The organism is Caloramator mitchellensis (assembly GCF_001440545.1).
Lineage (GTDB): Bacteria > Bacillota > Clostridia > Clostridiales > Caloramatoraceae > Caloramator > Caloramator mitchellensis.
This window is the reverse complement of sequence record NZ_LKHP01000033.1, coordinates 1-4,630: the sequence shown is the minus strand read 5'-3', so window position 1 is coordinate 4,630 and position 4,630 is coordinate 1. Positions and strand designations below refer to the sequence as shown.

Sequence of the window (4,630 nt, the reverse complement as noted above, 5' to 3'; positions counted from 1 at the left end):
TGGAGCAGGTAAGCCGTATCTTATCGTATGTAAAACTTTATTTAATTAAGGAGCCAATCGGCTCCTATTTTAATGGTGGTGGAAGTTTTGATATAAATGCTGTATACCCCTTTTCATACTTAATTAAATTCAAACTATGATACCTTTGCATCCTCATCATATCTTCAAGAGCAAACGTATCTCTTTGAGACGATTCTTTACCATAGCACCACCTCAATATATGTATTCGCTATTGAGATGGAAATTCCTGCAAAAAGAAACACGTTGGAAATTTTATATATTAATTTCTTATAGTTATGATTTATATCTCCATACTTCAATAATTTTTTTCATATCATCTTTATTCACAAAATCATCAATTATTGACTTATTATTTAGATACATTTGTTCATATATCATTTTTGAGTTTAATAGTATCAAATTATTCATAGCTCTATGAACATTATCAAAATTATTATTAAAACGAGTAATTTCTTTATCATCATAAAAATTATCATACTGATCTAAGTTTTTACAAAAATTTTCATCATCTAAATTATTGGAGTGAATATAATCACAACATTCTTTATATACGCTCCGTAAAATTTGAAAATTATTATTTATAAAACACATATTATCGTTAAACTTATTAAATATTATTTCAAATATTTTATCCGGTGATGAAGCTGTATCTATTTGACTTAAATAAATATTATAAAATCTAATAAAATTTTCTATGGAATTTCTCAGGATAAAATTACATAGTTTTATATCATTATGAATATAAACATGAATCATGGATATTAAATTAGTCAAAATTTCATTTAAGAACTTACTTTCAATTTTATTCCTTTTTAATTCCCTTAACCAAATAATTATTATCCAGCTAACCTTATGAATTAGTTTCAAATCATTTTTAACTTCATTTTTTATTTCTATTTTATAATATTCATTCAAAAAATTTATTAATTTATTATAATCCTCTCTTTGCTCTTTCAAATACTTTGCTTCCAATATCATATATAATCACCTATAATTTAAAAGTTTTTATTAAATCTGACCAAGTCAAATTATCACCTTTATTTTCAATCGCATTTGAAATAAAACTATAAGTTAAGTTCAACATTTCATCTAAATCGTACTTATCAGTTTCATTTAATAAAAAATTTGCTATTTTACCTAAAAGAATAGGCCTCGATTTTTTACAATATTCTGCAATTTTCAACTCTTGTAAATTAATAGCTAAAAATTCAACAACCTCAGAGTTTTTTCTAAATAACTCTCTTGAAGACATTAATTGCAAAAAAACACCCGTAAGAATAACAACTTTGTCATTGTCTTTTATATTATTGCCATTCATTTTCGATCGTAAATCAGATAATTTATCTAATATAATTTTCAATTCTTCCATATTTCTACCTCCATAGCAAACCTTTTATTTATTATAAATTCTTCTCAACATTTCACTTGATAGCATAATAATCTCTTGTTTCTTCCCTCTTATATCCAAAAAGAATTTATTGTTTTCTGTATTTTTTGCTACCGTTGGTGAAAATTTCATATAACTATCAAAAACACTAAATTTCTTTCTTTCTTTAATTTTATTCATAGTATCTCTATAATATTCTATACTATGAACCATAGTAAAAACAATCCCTAAACATTTAACTCTTTTAAAAGGAGATTTGCTATTATGATCCTTAACAATACGTTGAAATAAATCCATACCAATACTTGATAAATAATCTGGTTTTATAGGTAAAATATAGTAGTCTGATGCAATAAGTGCTGACTCTGTATATATCGAATGTGTAGGAGGACAATCTATGAAAATCAAATCATATTTTGTTTTAATTCTATCAATAAATCTAGATAAACTCATTTGTATATTAACATCTGCTATTTTGCCAATTTTGACCATATTTAAATCTCCCGGGATTAAATGAAATTTTTCGCTTACTTTATAAATAATATCCTCAATATTTTCATCTTCTTCATCACATTCTTCATAATCATCATTTGCATTGCCGTCTACTAAGCTAATCCTATTATTATCTTCTATTAGAGCTTTATAAATCCTATATACAGTCTTCTCACTATCATATATTTCTCGATATATTTCTGGTTTTAATATATATTGGGTTGAATTTGCTTGTGGATCAAAATCAATTAATAAAACACTCTTATCGAATTTTCTTGAAATAGCATCAGCTAAATTTACACATAGCGTTGTTTTCCCAACTCCACCCTTCATATTCATAAAAGAAATTATATATGTTTCTTTTGTTGTCTCATTCATATATTTTATCACCCCAATAATTATATTTACATAGTTTTATATTAATCCATATATACTTATTTCTACATATTCCTGCATTTCCCTTCAAAAAATAAAAAAATTCCTGGCACTATCTTTCGACAGCACCAGGTAAGCTTAATTAAGTCTTCCTTAAAAGTTCTTCCCTTTCTTTTATCAACTCTTTAAACTCCTGCAAGTCCTCAATCGTTGCTCTATTCTTAATAAAACTTCTTGTTGTAGACCTATACTTCAAATAAGCCGCATATTCTTTATTTTTTTCCTGCCATTTCTTATTAGCCTCTGTCTGTTTTGACTTTTCTAGCACAAGAATTCCCCCTTATTTTGTAAATAGATACTTTACTGCAAATATTAATAAAGCTATAGCACCTATTAACTGTATAACTTTAAATGCCAATCCTAAACTTTCTTTAAACAATTTATTCATATTGCAACGAAGATGGATATATGTTATATTGGGATTAAGGGAGGATTTATCCCCCCTCTACTGTTTTAGGCTTCCTAATACCATCTTAAGAACTGCTATCAGGGTGCCTATTTCCAGTATGAGTTCTACAAGTGCCGCTATCACTTGTTTGAACTCTTTTATTTTTTGCTCCATCTTCATTTCCTCACCTCCTTCCTATAATTATATTATACTATCGATAGTATAATATGTCAATACTTATTTTGCCTATTTTGTTAAATTTTAAGGCAAAAAAAAGAAAAGCCCCGATAAAATCAGGGTGCTTTAAAACATATTTATTTGTGGAGGCGGATTATCAGGTTCTATAATATCGCCTGTAACTTCTAAAACAGTATATTTATCACTATCTTTAATTGGATTATGAAATTCATCTAATTCTATCTCTATAAGTAGCTTTACTGGTATTTTTACACCAGCATATAAATTTCTTATTAATCCCTGATGAACTTTCTTAAGCCATGCTTCATCTTTTATAGTTGCATATATACTTTTATTATAAATAAATCCCCATTGTGAATCTCCTAATAAATCAGGCTTTTTTAAAAGTAATTCTGCATTTACAATATTAGTAAATACATTAGCTGGAGCATCTTTCCTTTCAATTACTTTCTTTGACATATTGTCATATTCCTCTTTCTCTATTGTTACTGCAATTTCATTATCTTTATAAATTCTTAAACTTTCTCTAAGGTCATCTTGTTTTAATACATTGAATATATTAACAATACTATTTTCAATCTTATTTTCCTGTACAAATATATTTACAGTATCCGAATCTTTAATTAATATTTCCCCATCCTTATTAATTACCTTAGCAGTATCACCATCATATTTTATTTCTTTAGGTCTTTCTCCCTTTAAATGTTTTTTAATTTCAAATATTCCTACTAATGAGGCGATTATACTGCCTGCTATTTCTAAATTTTCTTTATTAATTAAATTAGGAATATATTTTATGATAGCCATTAAGTCAATATCAAAACTGTTTTGACGAAATCTTGTTATTTTAAGTTTAAAAAAAGCGTCTGGATCTTTTTTTATGGTTAATATTTGCAAAATATCAACTATGTTATTTATTGTTTGTGATAAGGTATCCGCATATATACCTTCATCACCTAAAAATTCAAAAGAAAAATTACTTATACTTTCATTGAATTTAGCCTCCATTTTATCCCTCCTATTTTTATATTTCTATAAGCAAATATAAATTCCTTCAAAAAATATACAAAATTTAGAACAAAAAACTAAAAATCCCCGACATTACGCCGGGGTGTTGTTATGCTATCTGCTTTAAAACTATTCTATTTATTATAGTTTCTTTTGTAATATTCTTCTTTTATTGGATTGTAAACTTCATAATTTATACCTAATACTTTTTCAATAAAATCCATTTCTTTTTCCCCGATATGTTTTCTTATACTTTTAATATCTGTATATTCAAAGGAATATAAAACATTTTTGTAAAATTCTTGTATTATTGATTTTTTAATCTGCGAATTAGTATTATTACTTAATATATCTAATTTTTCTTGCCATTCTTTAGCCCATTCTTCTTCATTACAATCTTCCAAACAATATCTTATATACTGCCTTATTTCATTTTTTGCTTTTTCTAAATCTTCATAAGTAGGTATCCATTTTTCAAGATTTAACATTGGTTTTATCTCTTCATAATCCTTAAAAAAACTATCAATAAAAAATTCCTCTATCTTTTCTATATTTTTACTAATTTCTTTATTTTCTTGAGTTGGTTTAAAATCTAACTTTTTAAGTTCAATTACTGCTCTTTCAAAACCAATATTAAACCACTCGCCTTTTAATTTATTCTTTTTAAAAATTTTGTGCATTTTAGCTTCAATTTCATTAGA

At 25.9% G+C, this 4,630-nt stretch carries 7 protein-coding genes; all 7 read right to left on the bottom strand.

All coding sequences use genetic code 11. The annotated features are described in order from the left end of the window. Window positions 1-294: 294 nt before the first annotated feature. Window positions 295-999 carry a hypothetical protein gene (locus ABG79_RS12005; RefSeq protein ID WP_057979706.1) on the bottom strand — a complete coding sequence of 235 codons (705 nt, stop codon included), beginning with the start codon at window positions 997-999 and terminating at the stop codon, window positions 295-297. 10 nt (window positions 1,000-1,009) lie between these two features. Then, the gene (locus ABG79_RS12000) at window positions 1,010-1,390 is read right to left on the bottom strand and encodes a hypothetical protein (protein ID WP_057979705.1); all 381 of its coding nucleotides are present in this window, start codon (window positions 1,388-1,390) and stop codon (window positions 1,010-1,012) included. A gap of 24 nt (window positions 1,391-1,414) precedes the next feature. Next, the gene (locus tag ABG79_RS11995; RefSeq protein ID WP_057979704.1) at window positions 1,415-2,278 is read right to left on the bottom strand and encodes a ParA family protein; all 864 of its coding nucleotides are present in this window, start codon (window positions 2,276-2,278) and stop codon (window positions 1,415-1,417) included. A 139-nt stretch (window positions 2,279-2,417) separates the two neighbouring features. Next, window positions 2,418-2,603 carry a hypothetical protein gene (locus ABG79_RS11990; protein ID WP_057979703.1) on the bottom strand — a complete coding sequence of 62 codons (186 nt, stop codon included), beginning with the start codon at window positions 2,601-2,603 and terminating at the stop codon, window positions 2,418-2,420. Window positions 2,604-2,780: 177 nt separating this feature from the next. Then, window positions 2,781-2,903 carry a hypothetical protein gene (locus tag ABG79_RS12765; RefSeq protein WP_256372268.1) on the bottom strand — a complete coding sequence of 41 codons (123 nt, stop codon included), beginning with the start codon at window positions 2,901-2,903 and terminating at the stop codon, window positions 2,781-2,783. 123 nt (window positions 2,904-3,026) lie between these two features. Beyond that, on the bottom strand, window positions 3,027-3,929 hold the full coding sequence (locus ABG79_RS11985) for an LAPAL motif-containing putative phage structural protein (protein ID WP_057979702.1): 903 nt from the start codon (window positions 3,927-3,929) through the stop codon (window positions 3,027-3,029). A gap of 134 nt (window positions 3,930-4,063) precedes the next feature. After that, window positions 4,064-4,630, bottom strand: a 567-nt coding sequence (locus ABG79_RS12590; protein WP_160318250.1) for a hypothetical protein, incomplete at its 5' end; no start/stop codon positions are given.